Raw genomic sequence first — 23,291 nt, 5'->3', positions numbered from 1 at the left:
TCTATTCTGCCTGCACTGACGCCACCCCAAGACAACGGCCCATCTCCTACCTTGAAAGAACAAAAGGGCCAGCGGCGGGCTGTTATGTAATCCAGGAAGCTGTACATTCATGTGACGGTAACACTAAAATTGATCTCTGCTTCGGACCTCCTGCCGTAAATCGGCTGTAAATCCATCGCGGGCCTCGTGTCGGCTCGTTTTATTGCTTCCAGTATCAGTCTCCAAGCCGAGACCGCCGCAAATGTATCTCTGATGATCGTGACCCCTTCAATTTTGGATATGAATTCTTCACAAATGCGGATGCCTGTCCCGAAGCATATGCATGGTGTTCTGATTATGCCTGCCACATCCTTCGGTTTTATCGCGCCATAGTCGCTGAGCCGTTTCATGTCTCCCCCGGAAACCCTGTAAAGGGCGCCAAAAACCTCACCCTTCTTGGCGTCGATAAGAGGGAAGGCATAGTGGCCTTCCATGAAGGAGAAAGAAGCAGCCAAGACGTCCAGGGTCGACACGCCAATAAGAGGAATAGCGCGGCCGGCGCTCAGGCCTTTTGCAAAAGCGATGGCTACCCTCATGCCCGTAAAAGAACCTGGTCCAAGGGTCACTGTCAAAAGGGATAGGTCATCCACTGCATATCCGTGTCCCTTAAGGATCTGCCCAACATGCCCTGAAATGATCTGAGAAGGTGGAAGAGTGCTCTTTACGCATCTCTCCTCAACCAGGCTGTTTTCGAGCGAAAGGGCGATATTCAAAAAATCAATGGAGTTATCAATTCCGAGGATGAGCCTACTTTCCACCTAGGAGCCTCGAAAAATTGAAAATTCTGTCGAGATCGTTATAGAAAGCAAAGACCATGATAACAATGATGATACCTAAACCGATTTTCTGGGCAATGTCTATGGCTTTGGTCGAGAGCCTCCTCCTGGTTACCATCTCCGCTGCATGCATCATTATGTGACCACCATCAAGAATAGGTATGGGCATAAGGTTCACCACGCCTAGGTTTATACTTATAATTCCGATGAAGTAAATGAGGTTGGCCGCTCCCTCCCTGGCCTGCTTGCCCGCTGCCTGCAGGATCAATATGGGTCCTCCCACGTTTTTCGGTGAAATGGTCCCCTGAATAAGCTTTACAAGGCCAAGAATGGTGACCTTGGAAAGATACCAAGTCTGGTACGATGCCTTGGGTACAGCCCCAAGCAGAGTCTCTTGCTTCTTAACCAAATCGGTAGAAGATCTGACGCCAATGATTTTCCTCGTTATTGTTTCCCCGAAAAGGTTCTTGGCCTCAATTTCTTTCGGGGTTATGGTAAGATTGAACACATGGTCTCCTCTCCTGATGGTAAATCCGAGGGGACCTGCCGATGCTTTAGACATAACCTCAAGGAGATCATCAAACTCCTGCACGAGTTTTCCGTCGATACTCTCAATGACATCCCCCACCAGGATACCTGCTTCATATGCTGGGGACCATTCCTCAACTCCGCCTACTTTTGTCGAAGGCACTGAGAATCCGCTTATAAACACAAAGTAGAAGATGACAAAAGCGAAAAGTATGTTAAATAGGGGGCCAGTAACGGCTATCAGAATCTTTACCCAAGGCGGCTTATGCACGTAAGACCTAGGAATGTCCTCATCTGCTATGTCTTCCTCAAGCGAATCACCTAAAAGTTTCACATAGCCACCGATAGGTACAAGAGAAAGGGCATATTCAGTTTCACCTTTTTTAAAAGTGAAAAGCTTCTTGCCGAACCCGAGAGAGAAGGTCAGTATCTTCACGTTTGCAAGACGAGCCACAATAAAATGGCCCAATTCATGGACCAAAATAAGTAGACTCAGCGCTATAAAGCCGTAAATAACATTAATCATAGAGCTCCTCTATCTTCTTTTCCGTATAATCTTTCGTCCACTCATGAATTTCCCATATTGCGTCAAGAGTGTCAATAACTGCTGATGTCGGGTGGTGTTGAACGGCATCCTCTATAACGGAAGGGATGTCGGTAAAACCGATCCTTCTATCCATAAAAGCCTGGGCTGCTATTTCATTAGCGCTGTTCATAGCGATCATGGCACTGTCGCCATAATTCAGAGCTTCGTACGCAATGCGCAAGCACGGAAATCTGTCTGGATCAGGGGGGTGGAAGGTCAGACCGAACGATCCTTCCATGGTCAGTTTGCCGAAAGGGAGGGGATGCCTCTCTTCCTCGTTCAGAGCGTAAGAGATGGGTATCCTCATGTCAGGATAGGACATATAGGAGATAAATCCGTTATCGACGAATTCGACTATGCCGTGAATTATACTCTCCGGATGGACAAGAACCTTGATGCGATCCCCCTCAATGTCGAAAAGCCAGCGGGCCTCAATCACTTCAAGACCTTTATTCATCAGGGTCGCCGAGTCTAGGGTGATCTTGCTCCCCATTTTCCATGTCGGGTGTTTAAGAGCCTCTTCCAACCTGACCTTTTTAAGGGCATCTTTTCTGTGATTCCAGAAAGGCCCTCCTGAGGCGGTGATCACGAGGGTCTTCAGTTCTGCCGACGGGACACGGCAAAGGAGCTGATATAGGGCGGAGTGTTCGCTGTCGACAGGAATCAACTTCCCGGATCCCTCTTTCAGAAAACGCCTGACAAGACGGCCCGCCATCACGAGACTCTCCTTGTTTGCGAGGGCAAGTACCCTGTTTTGCCTGAGGGTTTCAATGGTCGGTTCCAGTCCTACACTGCCAGGCATGGCATTTACCACAGTGTGGACATCCATACCGATCATCTCCTTGATCCCATCCATACCGCGAAGCACCCTCGCCGTCCCGATCTGCTTCGTCGTATTTCCGTAGCTACCGTATATGGAGACATAGGAGGGTCGAAATTTCTTGACCTGTTCTGTTAAAAGATCCAAGTTCTCTTTGCAGGCAAGGCCCACTACCTCGAATTTGTCGGCCAGATGTTCAATCACATCAAGAGTCGCCCGTCCTATCGAGCCTGTCGATCCAAGCACAAGAACTTTTTTCTTCATACCTTTAGGCCCGCGAGATAATGGTAAAGAAAGGGCGCAGTAAAAATAAAGCTGTCCATTCGGTCGAGAATACCTCCGTGCCCCGGAATGAGGGAAGAAGAATCCTTCACCTCGCCCACCCGTTTCCATATAGACTCGAAAATGTCACCTGTCTGACCCAGGATGCCTATCATCGCTCCAAGAGCTAAAGCCTCCGAAACACCAAGCCCGAGGAATCTGCCTGAAAGGCCCACTATGACCATGCTTCCTGTTATGGCACCTGCCAAGCCTTCATAGGTTTTCTTTGGGCTGATGGCCGGCACAAGCCGCTTTTTCCCGAAGTTTTTCCCAAAAATGAACGCTCCTATATCGCTTGCCCATACGGCAAAGAGAAGGATCAGGGGATAAAAATCGCCAGTCTCTTTGAGGAGGTAAAAATAGAAAAGGGGAAGCACCACGAACAGCTCAGCGAGAAACAGGGTGTTTAATGCCGCCATGATGTCTCTGTTGACTTTGTCGTTTTCGCCGTGCAGTTTAAGAGAAACAGCAAAAAGGTAAAAAACTGGCGAAAATAGGAGCCATAGCACGAATACGCGAAGAGATTCCAGGTAGAGAGGGACGAGACACAAAAGCGCCAGGAGGGCAAGGAGGTATTTGTGCCTGATGCGTCCCATGCGGACCAGTTCCAGGACCGCGAGCACGGAAACAAAAACGACAAAAATAAAGAAGCCCTTTGGGGGCAGGAAACAAAAAATAAAGACTATTGGGGGGGCAAGGCACAGTCCGGCCAGTACCCTTTTACGAATCTCTCTCACTCAGTCTTCCTTTACACTCCCGAATCTTCTATCTCTTTTTGCGAACTCAGCGAGAGCCTCGAAATATTGGTCTTTTCTGAAATCAGGCCAGAGTACATCGGTCACGAATATCTCCGTATAGGCCATCTGCCATAGAAGAAAATTACTGAGCCTCATCTCACCGCTAGTCCTGATCAGAAGATCAGGGTCAGGCATATCCCTCGTATAAAGATATCTCTTAAAAGTATTCTCTCCGATCCTTTTGACTTTTCCCGCTTTCACGTCGTCAACAATCGCGGATACGGCCCGTAGTATCTCCTTTCTCCCGCTGTAACTCAGAGCAATATTTAGGAGAAGGTCCTTGTTCTTTGCGGTCGCATTTCTGACATTGGCCAGTTTAGTCTGAAGACGCCCGGGGAAATCCCCGATTTCGCCGAGGACGTTGAACCGTATGCCCTTGTCCATCATCAGAGGAAATTCTTTTTCAAGATAAAATTCAAGGAATTTTAGCAGGGCGCGCACCTCCTCTCTTGGTCTTGACCAATTTTCCCTAGAAAATGCATAAAGGGTGAGGTATGGAATGTTGAGGTCTCTTGTTGCGGTAACTATTTCCCGTACCGAGTCAATACCTATCGCATGGCCATGTACTCTCGGCAAGCCTCGTTCTTTCGCCCATCTCCCATTTCCATCCATGATAATTGCCACATGGACCGGAAGACTCTCAGTTTTTAAGTTGAACATGCCTTGCGTCAGATCTCCAGAATCTCTTTTTCCTTTTCCGAATACGCCTTCTCCGCCATCTCTATATATCTGTCGGTCAGTTTCTGAACGTCTTCCTGGTCTTTATGAAGATCATCTTTTGAGATCAGTTTATCTTTTTCCAACTTCTTTATCTTCTCGTTAATCTCCCTCCTCACGTTCCTCATTGCCACCCGCATGCTTTCCAGCATCTTGCTTCCAAGTTTGGTCAACTCTTTTCTTCGTTCCTCGGTAAGTTTGGGGAAAGAAAGCCGGATGGTTTTGCCGTCTGACATGGGAGTTACCCCGAGGTCCGATTTCTGGATCGCTTTCTCTATTTCGCTGATTGCCGAGTTATCCCACGGTTGTATGGTGATCGTCCTGCTGTCTTGCACCCCGATAGTTGCCACTTGGTTAAGGGGCGTCGGCTGGTTATAATAACTGACCTTGATATCTTCAAGCAGAGTAACGGAGGCTACCCCTGTTCTCAGTTTGGACATATCTTTTTGGAGAGTGATAAGCGATTTCCTCAACTTGTCCTCAAGTTCCTCCATAACCTGGCTTTTCATATTACCTCCTCACGATAGTCCCGACGGGCTCCCCCATAACCGCTTTCTTCATGTTTTCCCCTCTTATATTAAACACAATGATCGGGAGTTTGTGATTCCTGCAAAGGGTAATCGCGGTTACATCCATCACCCCGAGGTTTTTGTCAATGGCTTCCATATAGGTGACCTCAGGCAGGAACACGGCATCTTTGTGGATCTCCGGGTCCTTGTCGAAAATACCGTCAACTTTAGTGGCCTTGCACATCACATCAGCCTTAATCTCCACCGCCCGGAGAGCTGCCGCCGTATCGGTGGTAAAGTAAGGATTTCCTGTGCCGCCCGCGAATATGACGATCTGACCTAATGCAAGATGTGAGATCGCCTTTCGCCTCACGTACGGCTCCGCAATCCCTTCCATTCTGATTGCGCTCTGGACCAAAGACGGCATACCCGCATTTTCGAAGGCAGCTTGGAGAGCAAGGGCATTTATTACCGTGGCTATCATACCCATATAATCCCCGGTTACCCGGTCTATGCCCTGCGTCTCCGCTTTGACGCCCCTCATAATGTTGCCTGCGCCCACTACCACGGCAATCTCGCATCCAAGGTCCTTTATTCCTCTAATCTCGGATGCGACAGCTGAAAGGGTATCAGGGTCCAACCCGTGTCCTTTAGTACCCATCAGGGCTTCTCCGCTCAGCTTTAGGAGAATTTTTTTATACTTCATACTATTAGGCGGCGAGCGTCTCGCCAAGCTGAAATCTTACGAACCTGTTGACAATAATCTTCTCGCCCATCTTTACAATGAGCTCTTCCAGAAGGTCTTTGATCGTAACATCAGGATTCTTTATGAAGGCCTGCTCGATAAGGCATACTTCCTGAAAATACTTTTCCATTTTTCCTTCGGCGATCTTGTCAACAATCTTCTCCGGTTTCCCTGACTCAATGGCTTGGACCCGGTAAATATGTTTCTCTTTCTCTTTTGCTTCTTCTGGTACATCTTCCCTTCTTACGTACGTGGGATTGGATGCGGCGACCTGCATGGCCAGATCTTTCGCAAATTCCTGAAATTGTGGGGTATTTGCCACAAAATCCGTTTCGCAGTTTACTTCGACCATAACACCTATCTTGCCGCCTGTATGGATATAGGATGCAATTATACCTTCAGAGGCGACTCTTCCCATTCGTTTCTGCAGTTTAGCAAGTCCTTTTTCCCTCAAATACTCAATGGCCTTATCCATGTCGCCTTGGGCATTTTTCAATGCCTCTTTGCAGTCCATGAGTCCTACGCCTGTCTTTTCTCTTAGTTTCTTCACAAGTTCCGCAGTGATTTCCATTTGTGTCCTCCTCACTAATTGCCACTGTTCGTGTGATCGTCATATTTTTCTTCAAGTATGCTCTCGTCTACGAAGGGCTTCGGCTCCTCGCCTCCTTCCTCCTTCGCCTGGAACTCCTCAATATATAGTGCCTTTCCTTCAAGGACCGCATCAGCAATCTTTGAGGTAATCAGTTTTATTGCCCTTATGGCATCGTCGTTTCCGGGGATGATGTAGTCAATATCATCGGGATCGCAATTGGTGTCGACTATGCCGACTGTCGGTATCCCCAGTTTCTTCGCTTCATTTACTGCAATGTATTCTTTCTTGGGATCCACGATGTAAATTACCCCGGGAAGCCGGTCCATGCCTTTGATGCCGCCTATGTTCTTTTCTAGTTTCTGCCGCTCCTTCTCTATACCGATAGCCTCCTTCTTGGGAAGCACTTTGTAAATATCGCTTTCTTTCAGTTCCTCATATTTCCTCAGCCTGTCAAGACTTTTTTCGATTGTCTGGAAGTTTGTAAGGGTACCTCCAAGCCATCTTACTCTGACATGGAACGCCCCGCATCTCTTTGCTTCCTCGGATATGGCTTCCTGGGCCTGCTTCTTTGTACCCACAAAAAGGACATATTCATTCCTGGCGGCTACCTCTTTTACGAAGTTGTACGCTTCCTTGAACATTTTTAGCGTCCTCTGCAAGTCGATGATATAGATGCCGTTCCTGGCGCCGAAGATGTACGGTTTCATCTTGGGGTTCCAGCGCTTAGTCTGGTGCCCAAAGTGCACGCCTGCCTCGAGTAATTGTTTGATGGTAAGATTAGACATGAGACCTCCTAGTTTTATTCTTCCGCCCTTCGCCTTTTGACAATAGACAGATTGCCTGCACCCTATGGCCAATTGAAGGACGTGTAAATTTGATTTCTAGGAATAATTACCATATGATTTCAAATATTTCAATAGAAAAGGGATGGGAACGGCAATGGCGCGTAAGGAGCGTTGGGTCTTGAGGATGCGTATTCGTTATGGAAAAACATTTGGAAGCCTCTCCATGATGGCCTATACCTTAGGCTACATCCAATGAAAGTCTTATCCATAACGTCACGAAACTTACCGTCTTCGTGGGTGAGGACCGCCCGTCAGGAATGCACACAGCATGCCGTAATAGACGAAACGAGAGTTCGTATGCAGTGATGCCGGGCTTCCTTTCCAAAGAAAATTGCAGCAGTCTCAATTTATTCTTGTTTTCACTATTCGCTCAAGACTGTCGTCATGCCGCACGGAGCGCTACGGCATCCTTGCCGTCTCAATAGTGGTATGTCAGCATGGAGTAAGAGTACAAGTCTCTCGAAGTTTATGGGTTTGCGGGGTGCATTAAGACTTCCTTAAATAATGTCGCTGTTAAGTCGGAGGAAAATTATTTCGTCAACTCAACGTAGATATTCAAGTCTTTCTGTTCTTCTCTATGATCAAGGTCCCTTAAAGGTTCATGGGCAGATTCGCCGTAACTCACGAACTTGATATCCATGAAGCCTATGTGCCTGCATACTAGGATCAATTCCTCCCTGGAATAGAAATGCACATGGTTCCACGACGTGTAGGCTTCAGTTTTGCCTTTTCTATACGCCTCGTACGTCTGTCCCTGATAGTGCCTCTCCAGAACCCCTTCAAGCCCTGGGAAGGAAAGCCTGAGGACTCCTCCGGGCTTAAATGTCCTATACGTTTCGGAGAGAAAAATCATGGAATCGCTCTGATTCAGATGTTCTAAAAAGTCTTCGCAGAAGCCGTAGTCAAACCAGTTATCGGGGAAAGGGTGAGGACCCACTAGATTTACTGTCTCGCAAAGAAATCCGGGCTTGGTCTTAAAGAGCAACTCAGCATCGACATTGAGCCATCCTTTGAACATTTGGAATCCGCACGCATAATGTATCCTCTTGTTGTTACCGGCGAGGTTGTTGAGACCTGCATGCCGTGCCGCAAGGGCACACCTGTCAATCTTGGTAATCCCATAGCCAAACTTACCGAGACCCTTTTCCAGGGCTCTCTTTGCAAGACCGAGCGCATAAATCTTTATCCCCCTCAAATTCTTCCCTCCCGAAGCATCATACATAATACCACCTCACTAATAAACAGTGCGGATAATAAGTCAGAATATACTCAAAGGCGACCCTGCCTGTCAATAGCAGCCATAGTCCGTTCTCATTCCGTGAAAGAGTCACGCTACGAACTCCGCATAGAATCTAAGCTTCCCAAGGACTTTCAAAAATGGTATGATATGAACCATGTTCTACAGCATTATCCACGGCAGCGTTTCAGGCCTTTAAGAATATGAATAAAGAGGAATCTGTCAGCATCAACAAAGATCGGCTCTCCGCATTCCATAATATACGGTAGGAGGGAATAGCGATCGATACACTTCGGAAAGCAATATATCCATGGCTGAGGTTGGAGACAGACTTTCAAGTCCAGAACCCCCGTCTGATCCTGTTCTTCATCCTATGTCTCGCCTCAGCGCTGCGAGTCCTTAATGTTCTCACCACTTCCGCCATCGATATGGACGGAACGTTCTATGCCAATATAGGCGAAGCCTATTCCCGCGGGGCGTTCCGTGAAGGCTTGAACGGGATTTTCCCGCCCGTTTACCCTATGCTCATCGGGTTCACCCATCTCGTTATTCCCGATCTTGAGACAGCGGCCGTCGTTGTCTCCTTTACAGCAGGCCTTTTCACGGTGTACCTCTCCTTTTTCTTTTGCAAAAAACTGATAGGGGAAGTTCAGGCACTTTACGGTGCTTTTTTTGTCGCCATAAATCCGTATTTGGTGAAGTTTTCAGCTTCAGTCCTCACCGAATCGGTTGCCACATTGCTTGTTCTTGTGACAGTCTTTACATTTTACACAGGGTGGAGCAAAGGCAATCAAAAACATATAGTGCTCTCGGGATTCTTTCTTTCGCTCACCTATCTGACGAGACCGGAGTATCTGATCTATTGCATTCCCCTATCCGCCTTGCTCCTTGCAAGGAAACGATTTCTTTACTTCTTTCTCTTTCTCCTCTCCTTTGCCGTCCTTACGGGTGCATACATTTACTGGATGAAATTGGAAACGGGTCTCATTGTGTTCAGTAAGAAGGCGATTCTCGCCAAACAACAAAGTATCACCAGCGGCTCTCCCAACGCATATCTCCTTCCCATCGCCGGGTTTTCCCGCATCGCCATACGCAGTTATAGTGTTTTCATTGATTTACTTAATGGCATACTGCCACAGTTTGCTCTACTGGCAGTATGGGGGATCAAGCGGACCAAAAAGGATTACCGGATACTTATAAGTTTGCTGGTTCTTTTTCACGTAATGCCAATGATCGCCATGTCCGCCTTCTCAAAAAGGTTCTATGTCGAGCTGTTTCCTCTGCTTATTCCGTTTTTTGTAGCAGGGCTCTTTTCGCTGAAGTCGGTAATACAGAGATTCCGTCCCGGCACAAAGGCCTGCTATGCCATCGTAGCCATTATCATCAGCTTCTCTCTATTTCAGGGGATCAATCTACCCGATCAAGGTCGCGTATTCAATAAAAAGGCAGGTCTCTATCTTCTATCCCATGATCCCCACACAATCGTGGCATCAAGACTTCCATTTATATCTTTCTACTCAAGGGGGAAATGGAGCTACCTTCCCTGGCTCGCAAAAGGGGTGGATACATGCCCCGAATTTTTCGCCCAAGCCCAGATGGAAGGGGTCGCCTATGCGGCAGTAGACGAGAAAATAGCGAGAGAAAACCCGTTTATCGCGGAGTGTCTAAATACAATGGAACCGGTTGTAAAATTCGACGATGACAATGAATTTGTGAAAATCTACCGCTTGAGTCCAAACCCTTAATATCCAACGATGGTCGACGCACCCGACAATTCCACGATTTTCCTGATGACTGCTTTATTGCATCCCATCCGCTTCGCGAGATCCGATATCGTGGAGTCCGGAACGGCTTCCCCTCGGATAATGTCCGCCTTTCTGGCTGCAATCTCAGCCGAGGGTTTAGGGCTATCGGCGGAAAGGTAAATCACACATTCCGGGGTAATCTCCTCAAGTATGCGGTTACTCTCAATTATCACAAAGCGGGCGCTCCCATGCTCTGCTGCAATGGCTGAAAAACTCGTACCCATACCGTAGAAATTGGGATCACCTCCAGCTTTGCGCACATGATGACCAATTTTTACCCGCACCGCACCAGGCAGAAGTTTCTCCAGCGCATGTGCAAGATGGGTCTTCCCCACATTGGACCGTGCACCTGATACTACAATAACCTTCATATTACTTGAAGCAACCAAGTTCGCATTCGGTTATCTTGATGCCTAAACGATTGCACGTATCACCGATCTCTTTCAACGAGATTTCGTGTTCCTGCGCCAGTCTATGCGCTTTTGCACAGGAAAGCATTTTTTTCTCATCACAGGCAACTGCCGCACTCAGTATCAGCTTCTCGTTTTCGTTCATGGTTCACCTCCAAAACTTGGTTCTTGAATGACATATACACTCAGTTAATCTCATCCTCATCACGGTTGTCAAGTTCTCCGGCTCACACCCCAAGCGATTTCATCCTACCTGCCGTTATTGCCTGATTCCTCAAGACGGTTGTGGAGCTTTCACCTCATGGAGCCGGAATGCGGGGTCCATTCTCAATGTCCCGTCCTTAAGACCTATGCAGCGCATTCCTTGAAAACAAACCTCAATTCTAATCCTGCAGGATTCAATCAACGGCCACGATTAGTTTGAAATGGCAGAGCAGGTAAGCCCGCATGCGGTCCGCCCGTAGACGGCCCGCATCGGCTGACATCGTGAATCATCCGGGCCTGGTGGTCCGGAGATATAAATACGTTATCCTTTTGCGGCTTCAGCCGCCGGAAATGCGAGGGCCTCAACAAGCACGAAAGCTGCCTGGAGCGCCTCGGTGGGGCAGAGGGGAAAGCATTCCTTACAATTCCAGCACTCCTTTGCGGCAATATCAGGGATGAAGTTAATCTCTTTGCGGATACCTCTATCAACAAAGCCAATAGCATTCTTTTTCTTCACTTCATCACAATACCTTACGCAGAGACCGCAATGGACGCAGAAAGAAGGTTCCTTCTCAAAACGGTCTTTATCCGCGCCGTACTCTTTTGCCAGATCCTGAAGATCAAAAGCATCAGGGGCATGGGCAAGCAGAAGTTGGAGGATCATTCTTCGGATCCTATCCACCTTCTCGGACCTCGTTCTTACGATAATATTTTTCTCCACGGGGTAGACGCAGGAGACAGCGAGTTTAGTCCACCCGCGGCTCTCCACCTCCACGATGCAGAGCCTGCAACCCCCAAAGGGTTCAAGCTTCTCGTGGTAGCAAAGGGTGGGTATTTTTATCCCTACAGTCTTTGCTGCTTCAAGGAGGGTCATCCCCTCTTTCGCCGTTACTTGTTTTCCATCAATCTCAAAGAGGATTTCACTCATTTTTGTTTCTCCCTGACTATCGTTCTCGCTTCTTCAGGTATGGGGGGCGGCACAGGCACGCCTGAGATTTTCGTCACCGCACGAAAACGAGGAGGACATACGTCGAAGCATGTTCCACACTTCGTACATTTCTCCTGGTCAACGATATGGATCAGGTTTTTGCCGCTTATAATCGCGTCCGAGGGACATTTCCTGGCGCAGGTCATACAGGCTTTGCACTTCTCCGGCTCAATGTAGAAGGAAATCAATTCCTTACAGGACAGTGCCGGGCATCTTTTTTCCTTCACGTGGGCTTCGTATTCGTCTCTGAAATATTTGAGGGTACTCAAAAACGGATTTGGTGAGCTTTTACCCAATGCACAGAGGGCTCCTTCAATGGCGGTCTCGGCCAACTCCTCAAGAAGCTCAATATCGCCTTCCCTCCCTTTGCCTTGGGTAATATTTGTGAGGATCTTCAACATCTGCCTCATACCCTCACGACAGGGAACACACTTGCCGCACGATTCATCGGTCAGAAAGTCGAGGAAGTAGCGGGCAACGTCCACCATACACGTATCTTCATCCATTACGATCATGCCGCCTGAACCCATCATTGAGCCTGCCTTGGTGAGCTCATCAAAACCGACGGGCAGATCAAGAAGGCTCTCGGGGAGGCATCCTCCGGATGGTCCTCCGGTCTGTACTGCCTTGAATTTCTTACCTCCTGGAATACCGCCGCCTATCGTATAGATTATATCTTTGATTGGGGTACCCATGGGCACTTCAACGAGGCCCGTGTTGGTGATCTTTCCCACGAGGGAAAAGATTTTTGTTCCTTTTGAGGTCTCAGTACCGATACTGGTAAACCAGTCGGCACCTTTATTGATAATAAGGGGAACATTCGCCCAAGTCTCCACATTGTTGAGCACACTCGGTCTTCCCCAGAGGCCCACAACGTTAGAACGGATATACTTGGGTCGTGGCTCTCCGGCCCTCCCCTCAAGGGCGGTCATAAGGGCAGTTGACTCACCACAAACGAAAGCGCCCGCACCTTGATGAACGATTACCTTGAAACTGAAGCCTGTACCGAGGATGTTCTCGCCCAAGAGACCGTACTCTTCAGCCTGCCTGATGGCGGTAAAGATGTTCTCAACGGCCAAGGGATATTCCTGCCGGACGTAGATGTAACCTTCGGAACAGCCTACCGTATAGGCGCCAATGGCAAGACCTTCCAAGACCGCATGAGGATTCCCTTCCAATAGGGACCTATCCATGTACGCCCCTGGGTCACCCTCGTCAGCATTTACAATCACGTACTTGATATCTCCGGGCGCATTGCGGGACCCTTCCCATTTCACACCTGCAGGGAAACCTCCACCGCCACGACCCCTGAGATTTGCCTTCTTCACTTCCTGCAACACCCCATCCGGGGTCATCTGGGAGAGGGCTTTAGCAAGGGCACTGTAACCCCCGATCGCCAGATAGTCGTCAATGCTCTTCGGATCGACACTGCTATTAGCGCCGAAAACGATACGCTCCTGGTTTTTATAGAAAGGAATGTCGTGCTCATGGACAATTTTCTCGTTGGTGGCGGGATCAACATAAAGAAGACGATCCACCACCTTCTTGTTCACGATAGTCTCGGTGATTATTTCAGCAATATCCTCCGGCTTTATCTGAAAATAGCATATTTTCTCGGGGCCCACGACAATAATGGGACCCCGCTCGCAGTATCCGTGGCAACCCGTCTGCCTGATATCCACAGTACTGCTCAAGCCCTGCTTTTGAATCTCCTCTTCAAGGCTTCTGGCAACCTCCCTGCTACCGGAGGCGTTACAGGCCGATCCGGCGCATAGCGTGATACAAGGTTTGTTCGGGTCTCTTACCGACAGAATCTGCTTCCTGAGTTCTTCCAATTCAAATGGTGAATTTATACGCGCCATAATGTTCTTCCTACTCGTAATTTTTTAGCACTTCCGCCATCTGGGCGGGCGATACCTTGCCGTGGGTCTTTCCATCTATCTCCAGCACGGGCCCAAGGGCGCAACAACCTAAACAGTTCACGGTCTGCAGACTGAATTTCAGGTCGAGGTCTGTCTCTCCTGGCTTGATCCCTGTCAGTTCCTCCACTGTATCGAGAACGCGTGAAGCGCCTCTCACGTGGCAGGCGGTACCCATACAGATGTGGATCTCATGACGTCCCTTAGGAACCAGACTGAAGGCTTTGTAAAAAGTCGCAATGTGCTGGACTCTGGTCATGGGGACCTGGAGTCTCTCAGCCACTCTCTCCAAAGCTTCCTTGGGAAGCCAATGATACTCGCTCTGGATCTCAAGCAGTATCTGGATTAGCGAACTCGCCTCGCTGTGATGTTTGTCAATGATCTGGTCGATTTTCTCGTTATTCATGTGTTCTATCCTCTTCTCTCACGCCAGGGCATAGCGATTCTGCTCTGTATCGTACCTTACCAGTCTCTGTCTTGACGAACTGTTAAGGTGCTTCGAAACCTCCGAAGGGGTAAGACCTATGCCCGTCGCAATTTCCGCCGTGGTAAGGGGCCCTCCCTTCAGGAGGGAGACGATCTGGCCTATAGCCAATTTCTCCACAATTGTTTCGTTAAACAATTTCCCCAACCCTTCAGACGCAAAGAACTTGTAATACTCTTCTTCCGACATAACGGGCGCCCGGAGCCTTTCCCTTTCAACAAGTCTTATGTAAGGGATAAGTTTTGTTGCCGTATTAAGCCTGAACTTCATGATCTCCGGGTCTATTTCTTCGCTTTTACCCAAGGGTCCAAGTTCCTTCACCTTCTTGACAAAATCATTCACATGTTCGACAAACAGGTTTGCTTCGGACCCGGACATAAATGACATCCTGAGTCTTTCCGGGTTTATCTCCATCTGTTCCAACACTTTTCTCAGCAGAAGCACCATGTTCAAGGTATGGTAATTACCATGGGTAATATAGTTACATTCGCTTAAATGACAGGCCCCTACAAACACACCGTCTGCTCCCTTCGAGAAAGCCCGGAGTACAAATGACATATCCACTCTGCCGGAACACATGACACGAATAAGCCTCATTTCAGTTGTATATTGCAGTCTGGAAACTCCAGCCAGGTCAGCAGCTCCGTACGCTCACCAGTGGCAGACAAAACCTAATATTTTCGGTTTAAATTTAAGTGCTGCACTCATTCTTTCTCACCTCCCGGCTTTATTCTTCTATGCGTTTCCCATCGCTTTATCAATCTGGCGTATGATCTCCTCATCGGAGACTCCCGCATCAATCTCACTTAAAACCTCTTCATCGGTAAAGTGCTTCAACATTATAGCGCTCGTGGCACACTTCGTATTGCAAAGACCGTCTCCCTTGCAGAGGACAGGATTCACCCGCGCCTTTCTTCCATTCGGACTTTCGTAGAAATCAATGGCTCCATAGGTACATGCAGTGATGCATGCCCCACAGGAGACGCATTTATCCTCGTCCACCTCGCAGACGGAGCCAGAGGCAACGACCGTATCGTGGGAGAGGAGTGTGAGTACCCTGCCCGCAGCTCCATAGGACTGATTGATTGTCTCAGCCATAAACTTGGGATAATGGGCAAGTCCGCAGAGATAAACGCCGTCCGTCGCAAACTCGACCGGTCTCAGTTTCACATGGGCTTCCTTAAAGAATCCGTCCGGGCTTAAGACTACTTTAAACCATCCCGCAATCTCTTTGGTGGCTGAAGAGGGGATGACAGCTGCCGCCAGGGCCACCACATCGGCATCAAGCTCAATTTTATTGCCAAGAACGTAATCGGTCAACGTTACTTTTAGGACTTCCCGTCCATCCTCAGCCTCACCCGGTTCCACAACCGGCGGGTCCGTCTGCTCATAGCGGATGAACCGCACACCTTTGGCTGCCGCTTCGCGGTAGAAGTCTTCCCGAAGACCATAGGTTCTCACGTCTCTGAAAAGGATGTAAATATCCATGTCCGGATTCTTCTCTTTGAGAAGCAACCCATTTTTCACAGACTCGCTGCAACAGATTCTGCTGCAATAGTTTCTCTCTTCGTTCCTGCAACCCACGCACTGGATCATAACGAGGCTTTGGGCGTTCGCGACCTTCTCGTCTCCCTGGAATATCTTTTCTTCCAGTTCCAAGTGGGTCATGACCCGCTCATCCTGACCATATAGGTACTCCGTAGGTTTATAGACTTCGGCGCCTATGGCGAGAACCGACGCGCCGTGTTTGATCTCAGTCACTCCCCGGTCGGACTTCACGGTAGTGACAAAGTTCCCAATGTAACCCGTGGCATTGGTGATCGTCGCATTTGTATAGACGTGGATCAGCGGATTCTCGTAGATCTTTTTCTTAAGGTCCTTGAGGTAGGCCTGAACATCAAGCCCCTCTAAGGTGGTATGGATCTTATTGGCCATACCGCCCAAATCATTCTCTTTCTCAATAAGGTAGACCTCATGGCCTTGTTTTGCAATGGAAAGGGCGGACGTCATACCGGCCATCCCTCCGCCAACTATAAGAGCCCTTTTGTCAACTGGAAGATCGAATTCCTGGAGGGGTTCCAAATGGCAGGCGCGGGCCACCGACATGCGGATGATATCTTTTGCCTTCTTGGTCGCCTCTTCCTTCTCTTTCGAGTGGACCCAAGAGTTGTGCTCCCTTATATTTGCCATCTCATAGTAATATTGGTTTATTCCCGCCTCACGGAGGGTGTCCCTGAAAAGGGGCTCAAGGGTCCTCGGGGAGCACGCAGCGACCACTACCCGGTTTAAACCTTTTTCTTTGGTAATGTCGGTAATCTCTTTCGCCGAGTTGGTAGCGCACGAGAATACCTGGTTTTGCGCGTGGACCACATTGGGCAATGTCTTGCAGTATTCGACTGTGTCGGAGATATTGACAACGCTTGAGATATTCGCACCGCAATGGCAGACAAAAACTCCTATTCTCGGTTCTTCCTGGGAGACATCTCTCTCTTCTGGATAGATCCTTTCTTTCGTAAGAGCACCCCGACGGTAGTCCAAAAGCTCACCAATCTGAGAACCGGCGCCGGAGGCACTGAACACAGACTCAGGGATGTCAACGGGACCCTGGAACGCACCGGTCACAAAGATGCCTTCCTTGTTGGTAACCATGGGGTTGGTTTCGGAGATTTTCGCGAAATTATGGTCCGTGAGTTCAATGCCGTACTTATCGGACAGTTCTTTGGCCTGCTTCGGAGGATTAAGGCCGATGGAGAGCACCACCATGTCGAACTCTTCCTCTTTCACCCCATCTTCCGCAGTGGAGTACCTGACGAAGATATTCTTCGTCACCGGGTCCTCTCTCACGATGGAGGTATAGCTTCTAAAGAAACGGACACCAGGGAGGTTTTCCGTCCTCTGGTAGTACCGTTCAAAGTCTTTCCCATAGGAGCGGACATCATTATGGAAGATTGTGCACTCCGATTCTGGGTGATGGTCTTTGGTAAGAATAACCTGTTTTTGCGTGTACGTACAGCATACAGCCGAACAGTAACTGTTGCCTCCTTCAATAACCTGGCGGGACCCAACGCACTGGATCCACGCTAACTTCTTGGGGTGCTTGAGATCTGACGATCTCAGTATTTCTCCGCCATAGGCACCCGTAGAGGACAAGAGTCTCTCAAAGTCCATGCTGGTAATCACGTTCTCGAAATCCCCGTAATGGTACTCCTCTCGTACCTTGGGATCGAAAGAATCGAATCCCGCCGCCAGAATGACAGCTCCCACATTGATCTCTAATTTCTCAGGTTCCTGATTGAGATCAATGGCATCGTTCTTACAGACTCCTTCACAGATGCGGCACTTTTTTTCTTTGAGATAAAGACAGCTCTCATCAATATACGCAACCAGGGGAATCGCCTGGGGAAAGTATATGTGGACCGCCTTATTCTGTGATATGTCCTGGTTGAACTCATCTGGATACTTAACCGGGCAGTACTCCACGCAACTCGTGCAACCTGTGCATTTCTCCTCAATAATATACCGAGGCTTTCTTGTTAACGTTACCTTAAAGTTTCCTACATCTCCTTCTATATCTTTTACTTCAGTATAGGTGAGTACCTCTACATTTGGATGCCGGCCGACCTCGACCAGTTTAGGTGCGAGTATTCACATGGAGCAGTCGTTGGTCGGAAAGGTCTTGTCGAGCTGGGCCATATGGCCGCCGATCGACGGAGCCTTCTCGACCAAGTACACTTTAAACCCTGCGGTGGCCAAGTCAAGGGAAGCCTGAATGCCGCTGATACCTCCGCCAACAACCATGACATCTCCGAAATCCGCATCTCCGAGAGTTTTACGAAGTTGTTGAATATTTGTCTTTAACTCTATTACGTTTTCCACCTCTTATCACCTCATCTTCATTCTCTAAATTATTTCCTGGAGAATCTCCGTGATATCCTTGATCTCGATGTCATCCGCCTTGTTCATTACCAGACGACTGTCTTCAAAAGCAACAATGCAGTATGGACAGGAAGTAACCAGCTCTTTCGCCCCAGTCTCAATCGCCTGTTCCACCCTGATATTCGAGAAGCGCTCATGTTTTTCCGTCTCCATCCAGACCCTGCCTCCACCCATACCGCAACATGTGCTGTCGAGTTTTGTCTCGGCAAGTTCCACCATCTCTATGCCAGGGGTCTTCTGCAGGACCTCCCGGGGTTCATCGAATACGCCGTTATGGCGACCGAGATAACATGGATCGTGGTAAGCAACTTTCTTTTCATAAGCTTTCTTAATCTCGAGCTTCCCGCTGTTTACAAGTTCAGAAAGGTATTGGGAGATGTGGATCACCTCAAAGTTCACCATAAACTGGGGATACTCGTTCTTGAAAGTATGGTAACAATGGGGAGAAGAGACAAGAATCTTCTTTACTCCGTTGTCAATAAAATTTTTGATGTTCTCCTTGGCGAGTTTCTTGAAAAGGTCTTCGTTTCCGGTCTTACGGACGCTCTCTCCGCAACAGCTATCCTTGGCACCCAAAATCCCGTAACTCACGCCCGCCTTGTTCAGAATCTTTGCGGTGGCCTGTGCTACCTTTTTGAGTCTCGGATCATAGGCGGCGTAACAGCAGGGAAAGTATAGTATCTCCATCTCCTCCTTGAAAGGTTTTACCGAGAGACCCTCCGCCCATGCCGTCCTGGCGCTACGCTCTTCATTGAAGGGGTTTCCTTGGGCGCTAAGACCTGAGGCTACCGTCTTCACTGGCTTTACGGTCCCAGGAAAGACACCGTAACTTGTTGCCATCCTCCTCAGGGCCATCATGTCATCAATCTGCTTCACATCCCTTGGGCAACGTTGGGGGCACTTGCCACACGTGGTGCAACGCCAGATTTCTTCGCTCTCAATCTCTGTGAGACCGAAGGTCGCTTCCCGTATGAGCTTGCGCATTGAGAACTTCGTCACCTTGTTCCAAGGGCAGACTGTGTCACACTTGCCGCACTGGTAGCAGTACCTGACCTGATCTCCGCCTTTTTCTTTTATTTCGTCGATTACCTCTTTAAAGGGGGCTACAGTTTCCACGTTATTTATCCTCTTTATTTTGCCTTAATGTGGTTTAGTCCTTCTGCGACATACGGACAATGGTATCCATCACTTTTTCCATTCCGTACTTGTCAACCATGGATTCCAACCCTATCTGAACATCTTCCGCCTTTATGTCTTCCTCCACTTCCTCCTCCCTCTCTTCATAAATCAAGGCATCGTTGAGGCACCACTTCACGCAGAGGGGTTTATCCAGAGGCGGGTCATCTTCACACATATCGCACTTGAGCGGGAGACCAGAATCCGGTTCTTTGAAAGCATCACGCGACGGACAGGAAGCCCTGCAGAAACCACATTCATCATATTCTTTTCCGTCAATTATATATTTATCCCTGCCCATACACTCTGCCGCTGTATACTCACCCGCGTACACGGGAACATACACGTCTCTCAGCGGGTCGCGGATCATACGGATGCGCGACCTGGCCGGGTTATTACTGCTATATTTTGGGGTAGCGTGAAAGGCGGAGCATATCGCCTCACATGCCCGGCAACCGTTACACTTATCAAGATCAATTTTGATTGTTTTGATTTTCTTTTTTACTTTAGCCATTTTTGATTATACCTCTCTTCTCAAAGTCTTCGGCTACATAATCCAAGCCCAGTCTCTCTAAAGACTCTTTCTTGGGGATACCGTCATTGTCCCAACCTTTCATCTCGTAGTAGGTATCCAGAAGCTTCTGTTCAAGCTCGGGGAATCTCTTCTTCCAATGGTCTTCAGGCGGAACCTCATCGGCTCTCCGCATTCCTCGCCTTACATTAAGGGACCTGACTAGATTCCTGTTTCTCTTGTAAATCTCCTTCAGGCCTTCTTCGTCCAGTTCCATGCCCGTTCCCGCCGAGATAATCTTCGGGAAATTGTGGATATGGTACGGAGGCTTCAGGGGGAATGACGACAGACCTGCACAGATGCCGAGGGCATCGTCAAAGTAATGTATCATCTCCTGCCAGTCGACAATATCACTCGCAATCTCAGGGGTAGGATACGTGGGATTCGCGAATTCTCCTCTTAACTCCCAGTCAAGGAGGTATTTCTTAAATTTGTCGTCCGGACACTGAATCCAATCTTTTATAAAAGCTTCTCTCTCTTCCATGGTAGGGAAAGGCGACTGTGGGAACTGCCCTTCAATCTGCGTGATATTGATCTTTTCGCCCGTTGCATACATGAGATAATAAACGGGGTTCAGCATTCCGAGCTTGAGAGGCAACTGTTCATGTTTCTTGATATTATTGTGGGCGAACTTTTCTGCGCCGTTGCCGATCTTCTTGGAAGCCCAGTAAGTACCGTCAGCAAGAATATCTCCGATCCCTTCGCGTCTAACAAGCCTGTCGAGCATCCAATAAAACTTCCCTTCGTTGTCTGATGGACATCCTTCAAAATATTCCTCGCCCAAGATGCCTTCCTCTCGAAGTTCAAAACCAAAGGCCATGGCCTGAGGCACTGAGAATCCATCTACTCCGTATTCAGTGGCGCGCTGCGCGATCCTGAAACCGAAGTCCAGATCGTCGACAAAAGCCGCCATTGCATACGTCAGTTTTGAGAAGCATTTCATCATGTAAGTCGAGATACCCGGCACGGAGATTATGGCACCGCATTTCATCGGACAATTGTAGCAGCTTATCAGCCTGGTCCGTACGTTCAGCTGGACATCCTTCCATTTCTCTGCAATTTCCTTGGTCCAGAAATCTTTTCTCCGGACACGGGAGTTCCCCCACATGAAGTTTTCAGTGTGCCACTTCTCATCAATGTGCTTCATCTCCTGGGGCGACCCAAGACCGGCCAGAATCGGCATAACGCCGGGGACCGGGTTTTCTTCGCGGAGCTTTATATAGTCCAGGACTTCTTCGCAAAGTTTTACAAACTCGGCTGGTTTCGCAAGGTTTACATCCTTGGTCCCGCGGACGGCTATTGCCTTTACCCCTTTGTCACCCATGACGGCACCCAACCCGAGCCGGCTGGCGCTTGAACGGCCCTGCTCAATGGACGCCATGAAAACCCTATTTTCACCGGCAAGACCGATGGCCGCCACCTGTGCGCCAGGATCATTTATCTCTTTCTTAATAAGCTCCGCAGTTTCAACAGCGCCCTTGCCCTTCAGATGAGAGGCGTCACGGATTTCCACCTTATCGTTGTTTATCCATATGTACACCAGATTCGGGGACTTGTTCCGAAGAACCACCTTGTCATAGCCTGCATATTTCAATTCCGGCGCCCAGAATCCCCCCATCATTGAATACCCGAATAACTCGGTCTGAGGGGAATAGGCGCTTACAATCGTACGATTGGCGCCCGGCGCAGGTGTGCCGCATAAAAGCCCGCTGCTGAATATAAGCAGATTCTCGGCGTCAAAGGGTTTAACGTCCGCAGGGACCCTGTCCCATATCATCTTGGCGTTGGTGCCCAGACCACCCAGGTGAAGTTCCGTCAGTCGCGGGTCTGTTTCCACCCTTTCAACGTTTCCTGTTGCCAAATCAATCTCTAAATTATATCCTGTCTCTGCGTACCTCATCTCTTAGCCCCTTTTTCGTTATCTTTATTGACTCTGCATCTATATGTCTTCCCCCAAGCCATGGCATGCAGGGGTAAGTTTGTCCAAATTCTCACATGGAGAAGTATATCGGCACTTAAGCTTTAACCGACACCGTTTTCGTCTCTCCCGCAAGTAATCCGTTTAGACTCGTTATGCTTTCAATTCCACATCTTTTTTTCATAAGGAAAGCAACAATATTCTACTGCAAACAAAGCTTATCCGTCAAGTAAGCGCTTCACTTTAAATTCTACCCGCAAAGTCAAAAATAATATACTTGCCACTCCATAAACAGGTGCGCTCACCACAAATTATGTCATAGGAATATTTTAGTAACTTAAATACATTGAAAAAATGGTATTTGTCAAGTGAATTCTATCACAATAAATCTTGTCATCACGGTTGGGCAACATCATTTATTGGCTTCTAAATGGCTTTTAATTGCAATAGTTGCCTGCAAGTAAAGATAAATACTATTATCCGCCCTAAATACTATCTTTTGAATACATTATATGTGATATGTATTTAATTTTGACCAATATTCTTTCAATTATTATATCATTTCTCATTATTGCTTAAAATTCTTTTTAATTAACCAATAATCTATTATATTGATAAATATAGGATATATCAGCCCCACAGGAGCCAAATCTAGCGCAACGCTCTAAGGCTTGGTTACCCTTGACAAAAATCATGAAAAACATTTATCCTGAATGATTCGTTCATGTTAACCTTGGAGGTGAGAGAAATGGTCAGAGCAAAATTATGGTTCAGGTGCGCGGCTATGCATGACCCCGTCACGCCTAGGATCGTCCGGTCTGCCTTGGTGGGTTGGGAAGCGAAGAAAAGAGAAATACAGATGACGATTGAACGGCCCTTCACCGGTGAAGAGCTCATTCGCCGCATGAAGGGGTGGGTAACATCCGATCCGGTGAAAGTTATCGAGGTGGTCAAAAAGCATGCTAAAATGAAAGTTCTGGATGAGAGTGAGCTCGTACTGGAAATGGAACGCCAGGATGACTACGATAAACTCACCCAGGCACTGAAAGAATCCTTCGCAGACCAAGTCGATATTGAACTGATACAGAAGCGCCCTTTCCCCACCAGGTAACGACAACGGGCGGACACGTATCAGAGTGGCAGGGAACCGCGAGTGTTCGGGGAACCGGGTAAATGGTCTCGCCGGACGCATGTTGGCAGATAGAAGAAACCACTTGAAGTTTCTCATTTATATGATAGAATGGAGGGTTTGATGTACGGTTGGCAGGAACGAATCATCCACCCGGAAGTCCTGCCTGATCCCGTCCGCAAGGAGAGGTAATAAGGAATGCACGAAGACCTGCGGCCATGTATGATGCGGCAGGCTAC

At 48.4% G+C, this 23,291-nt stretch carries 23 protein-coding genes; 2 read left to right on the top strand and 21 right to left on the bottom strand.

What is annotated here, in order from left to right; genetic code table 11:
- Window positions 1–107 precede the first annotated feature (107 nt).
- The 10 genes from tsaB to LBQ00_07105 all read right to left on the bottom strand — a co-directional run bounded on the left by tsaB (window position 108) and on the right by LBQ00_07105 (window position 8,497).
- Window positions 108–797 (bottom strand): tRNA (adenosine(37)-N6)-threonylcarbamoyltransferase complex dimerization subunit type 1 TsaB, encoded by a 690-nt coding sequence (gene tsaB / locus LBQ00_07150; protein MDR2018630.1) that lies wholly within the window; start codon window positions 795–797, stop codon window positions 108–110.
- Entirely contained in the window at window positions 787–1,869 is a 1,083-nt protein-coding gene (gene rseP / locus LBQ00_07145; GenBank protein MDR2018629.1) for an RIP metalloprotease RseP, read from the bottom strand. The genes tsaB and rseP overlap by 11 nt, the downstream gene beginning before the upstream one ends.
- Window positions 1,862–3,013, bottom strand: coding sequence for a 1-deoxy-D-xylulose-5-phosphate reductoisomerase (dxr, locus tag LBQ00_07140; protein ID MDR2018628.1), 1,152 nt, complete (start codon window positions 3,011–3,013; stop codon window positions 1,862–1,864). The genes rseP and dxr overlap by 8 nt, the downstream gene beginning before the upstream one ends.
- Entirely contained in the window at window positions 3,010–3,807 is a 798-nt protein-coding gene (locus tag LBQ00_07135; GenBank protein MDR2018627.1) for a phosphatidate cytidylyltransferase, read from the bottom strand. Before LBQ00_07135 ends, dxr begins: the two co-directional genes overlap by 4 nt.
- Window positions 3,808–4,527, bottom strand: coding sequence for an isoprenyl transferase (locus LBQ00_07130; protein MDR2018626.1), 720 nt, complete (start codon window positions 4,525–4,527; stop codon window positions 3,808–3,810).
- Between the two features lie 8 nt (window positions 4,528–4,535).
- Complete coding sequence (gene frr, locus LBQ00_07125; GenBank protein ID MDR2018625.1) at window positions 4,536–5,093, bottom strand: ribosome recycling factor; 558 nt, start codon at window positions 5,091–5,093, stop codon at window positions 4,536–4,538.
- A 1-nt stretch (window position 5,094) separates the two neighbouring features.
- On the bottom strand, window positions 5,095–5,799 hold the full coding sequence (pyrH, locus tag LBQ00_07120) for a UMP kinase (GenBank protein MDR2018624.1): 705 nt from the start codon (window positions 5,797–5,799) through the stop codon (window positions 5,095–5,097).
- Between the two features lie 4 nt (window positions 5,800–5,803).
- Window positions 5,804–6,409: a translation elongation factor Ts gene (tsf, locus tag LBQ00_07115; protein ID MDR2018623.1), complete on the bottom strand. Its 606-nt coding sequence runs from the start codon at window positions 6,407–6,409 to the stop codon at window positions 5,804–5,806.
- Between the two features lie 14 nt (window positions 6,410–6,423).
- Entirely contained in the window at window positions 6,424–7,215 is a 792-nt protein-coding gene (gene rpsB, locus LBQ00_07110) for a 30S ribosomal protein S2 (protein MDR2018622.1), read from the bottom strand.
- 589 nt (window positions 7,216–7,804) lie between these two features.
- Complete coding sequence (locus LBQ00_07105; protein ID MDR2018621.1) at window positions 7,805–8,497, bottom strand: methyltransferase domain-containing protein; 693 nt, start codon at window positions 8,495–8,497, stop codon at window positions 7,805–7,807.
- Window positions 8,498–8,832: 335 nt separating this feature from the next.
- Here LBQ00_07105 and LBQ00_07100 point away from each other — a divergent pair, with 335 nt between their 5' ends.
- On the top strand, window positions 8,833–10,257 hold the full coding sequence (locus LBQ00_07100) for a glycosyltransferase family 39 protein (GenBank protein MDR2018620.1): 1,425 nt from the start codon (window positions 8,833–8,835) through the stop codon (window positions 10,255–10,257).
- On the opposite strand, the gene LBQ00_07095 is transcribed toward LBQ00_07100, so the two are convergent.
- The 11 genes from LBQ00_07095 to LBQ00_07045 form a co-directional block, all read right to left on the bottom strand.
- Entirely contained in the window at window positions 10,254–10,688 is a 435-nt protein-coding gene (locus LBQ00_07095; GenBank protein ID MDR2018619.1) for a hypothetical protein, read from the bottom strand. The genes LBQ00_07100 and LBQ00_07095 overlap by 4 nt on opposite strands.
- A 1-nt stretch (window position 10,689) precedes the next feature.
- Window positions 10,690–10,872, bottom strand: a complete 183-nt coding sequence (locus LBQ00_07090) for a hypothetical protein (GenBank protein MDR2018618.1) — start codon at window positions 10,870–10,872, stop codon at window positions 10,690–10,692.
- Between the two features lie 381 nt (window positions 10,873–11,253).
- On the bottom strand, window positions 11,254–11,859 hold the full coding sequence (locus LBQ00_07085; GenBank protein MDR2018617.1) for a (2Fe-2S)-binding protein: 606 nt from the start codon (window positions 11,857–11,859) through the stop codon (window positions 11,254–11,256).
- Window positions 11,856–13,781, bottom strand: coding sequence for a 4Fe-4S binding protein (locus LBQ00_07080; GenBank protein ID MDR2018616.1), 1,926 nt, complete (start codon window positions 13,779–13,781; stop codon window positions 11,856–11,858). The genes LBQ00_07085 and LBQ00_07080 overlap by 4 nt, the downstream gene beginning before the upstream one ends.
- A gap of 10 nt (window positions 13,782–13,791) precedes the next feature.
- On the bottom strand, window positions 13,792–14,244 hold the full coding sequence (nuoE, locus tag LBQ00_07075) for an NADH-quinone oxidoreductase subunit NuoE (protein MDR2018615.1): 453 nt from the start codon (window positions 14,242–14,244) through the stop codon (window positions 13,792–13,794).
- A gap of 18 nt (window positions 14,245–14,262) precedes the next feature.
- Window positions 14,263–14,955, bottom strand: a complete 693-nt coding sequence (locus LBQ00_07070; GenBank protein ID MDR2018614.1) for a hydrogenase iron-sulfur subunit — start codon at window positions 14,953–14,955, stop codon at window positions 14,263–14,265.
- 102 nt (window positions 14,956–15,057) lie between these two features.
- A complete protein-coding gene (locus tag LBQ00_07065) occupies window positions 15,058–17,835 on the bottom strand; it encodes an FAD-dependent oxidoreductase (protein ID MDR2018613.1) in 2,778 nt (925 codons plus the stop codon).
- A gap of 132 nt (window positions 17,836–17,967) precedes the next feature.
- Complete coding sequence (locus LBQ00_07060; protein MDR2018612.1) at window positions 17,968–18,198, bottom strand: FAD-dependent oxidoreductase; 231 nt, start codon at window positions 18,196–18,198, stop codon at window positions 17,968–17,970.
- A 24-nt stretch (window positions 18,199–18,222) separates the two neighbouring features.
- Window positions 18,223–19,374: a (Fe-S)-binding protein gene (locus LBQ00_07055; protein ID MDR2018611.1), complete on the bottom strand. Its 1,152-nt coding sequence runs from the start codon at window positions 19,372–19,374 to the stop codon at window positions 18,223–18,225.
- 34 nt (window positions 19,375–19,408) lie between these two features.
- A complete protein-coding gene (locus tag LBQ00_07050; GenBank protein ID MDR2018610.1) occupies window positions 19,409–19,948 on the bottom strand; it encodes a (4Fe-4S)-binding protein in 540 nt (179 codons plus the stop codon).
- Window positions 19,941–21,905, bottom strand: a complete 1,965-nt coding sequence (locus tag LBQ00_07045) for an aldehyde dehydrogenase (protein ID MDR2018609.1) — start codon at window positions 21,903–21,905, stop codon at window positions 19,941–19,943. Before LBQ00_07045 ends, LBQ00_07050 begins: the two co-directional genes overlap by 8 nt.
- 766 nt (window positions 21,906–22,671) lie before the next feature.
- On the opposite strand from LBQ00_07045, the gene LBQ00_07040 reads away from it, so the two are divergent.
- Window positions 22,672–23,034 (top strand): hypothetical protein, encoded by a 363-nt coding sequence (locus LBQ00_07040; GenBank protein ID MDR2018608.1) that lies wholly within the window; start codon window positions 22,672–22,674, stop codon window positions 23,032–23,034.
- Window positions 23,035–23,291: the final 257 nt, after the last annotated feature.

The sequence above is a fragment of the Syntrophobacterales bacterium genome (assembly GCA_031274925.1).
In the GTDB taxonomy this organism is placed as follows: domain Bacteria; phylum Desulfobacterota; class Syntrophorhabdia; order Syntrophorhabdales; family Syntrophorhabdaceae; genus PNOM01.
Note: the sequence above shows the minus strand (reverse complement) of the source record. Positions and strands in the feature narration are given on the sequence as shown.

Coding starts and splice junctions, on each gene's coding strand:
- LBQ00_07095 (MDR2018619.1), bottom strand. CDS start 10,688: ATGAAGGTTATTGTAGTATCAGGTGCACGGTCCAATGTGGGGAAGACC.
- LBQ00_07040 (MDR2018608.1), top strand. CDS start 22,672: ATGGTCAGAGCAAAATTATGGTTCAGGTGCGCGGCTATGCATGACCCC.
- LBQ00_07130 (MDR2018626.1), bottom strand. CDS start 4,527: ATGTTCAACTTAAAAACTGAGAGTCTTCCGGTCCATGTGGCAATTATC.
- pyrH (MDR2018624.1), bottom strand. CDS start 5,799: ATGAAGTATAAAAAAATTCTCCTAAAGCTGAGCGGAGAAGCCCTGATG.
- LBQ00_07105 (MDR2018621.1), bottom strand. CDS start 8,497: ATGTATGATGCTTCGGGAGGGAAGAATTTGAGGGGGATAAAGATTTAT.
- LBQ00_07045 (MDR2018609.1), bottom strand. CDS start 21,905: ATGAGGTACGCAGAGACAGGATATAATTTAGAGATTGATTTGGCAACA.
- rpsB (MDR2018622.1), bottom strand. CDS start 7,215: ATGTCTAATCTTACCATCAAACAATTACTCGAGGCAGGCGTGCACTTT.
- LBQ00_07090 (MDR2018618.1), bottom strand. CDS start 10,872: ATGAACGAAAACGAGAAGCTGATACTGAGTGCGGCAGTTGCCTGTGAT.
- tsf (MDR2018623.1), bottom strand. CDS start 6,409: ATGGAAATCACTGCGGAACTTGTGAAGAAACTAAGAGAAAAGACAGGC.
- rseP (MDR2018629.1), bottom strand. CDS start 1,869: ATGATTAATGTTATTTACGGCTTTATAGCGCTGAGTCTACTTATTTTG.
- LBQ00_07085 (MDR2018617.1), bottom strand. CDS start 11,859: ATGAGTGAAATCCTCTTTGAGATTGATGGAAAACAAGTAACGGCGAAA.
- LBQ00_07080 (MDR2018616.1), bottom strand. CDS start 13,781: ATGGCGCGTATAAATTCACCATTTGAATTGGAAGAACTCAGGAAGCAG.
- frr (MDR2018625.1), bottom strand. CDS start 5,093: ATGAAAAGCCAGGTTATGGAGGAACTTGAGGACAAGTTGAGGAAATCG.
- nuoE (MDR2018615.1), bottom strand. CDS start 14,244: ATGAATAACGAGAAAATCGACCAGATCATTGACAAACATCACAGCGAG.
- LBQ00_07050 (MDR2018610.1), bottom strand. CDS start 19,948: ATGGCTAAAGTAAAAAAGAAAATCAAAACAATCAAAATTGATCTTGAT.
- dxr (MDR2018628.1), bottom strand. CDS start 3,013: ATGAAGAAAAAAGTTCTTGTGCTTGGATCGACAGGCTCGATAGGACGG.